At 43.6% G+C, this 605-nt stretch carries 1 protein-coding gene; it reads left to right on the forward strand.

The annotated features are described in order from the left end of the window. Nucleotides 1-12 precede the first annotated feature (12 nt). On the forward strand, nt 13-605 hold a 593-nt coding region (locus tag ACRCA4_RS15005), incomplete at its 3' end, for a GTP-binding protein (RefSeq protein WP_433190397.1).

Here is a 605-nt window from a genome sequence, read left to right on the forward strand (position 1 = left end):
AAGGGTTTACTCATGGCTAAGGCTAAATTTGAACGTAATAAACCGCACGTTAACGTAGGAACAATTGGTCACGTTGACCACGGTAAAACTACTTTAACTGCAGCAATCACCAACGTATTAGCAAAAACATACGGCGGTCAGGCGTTTGCATTTGATCAAATCGACAAAGCGCCAGAAGAAAAAGCACGTGGTATTACAATCAATACTTCACACGTAGAATATGATACACCGACACGCCACTACGCCCACGTAGACTGCCCAGGCCACGCCGACTATGTTAAAAACATGATCACTGGTGCTGCGCAAATGGACGGAGCAATCTTAGTAGTAGCGTCAACAGACGGCCCAATGCCACAAACACGTGAGCACATCTTATTATCACGTCAAGTAGGTGTACCTTACATCATCGTATTCATGAACAAATGTGACATGGTAGATGATGAAGAGTTATTAGAATTAGTAGAAATGGAAGTACGTGAATTACTTTCAGACTACGACTTCCCAGGTGATGACTTACCAGTAATCCGCGGTTCAGCGTTAAAAGCGTTAGAAGGCGAAGCTGAGTGGGAAGCAAAGATTGTAGAATTAGGCGAAGCGTTAGATAC

The organism is Rheinheimera sp. WS51, assembly GCF_050936095.1.
In the GTDB taxonomy this organism is placed as follows: Bacteria; Pseudomonadota; Gammaproteobacteria; order Enterobacterales; family Alteromonadaceae; genus Alishewanella.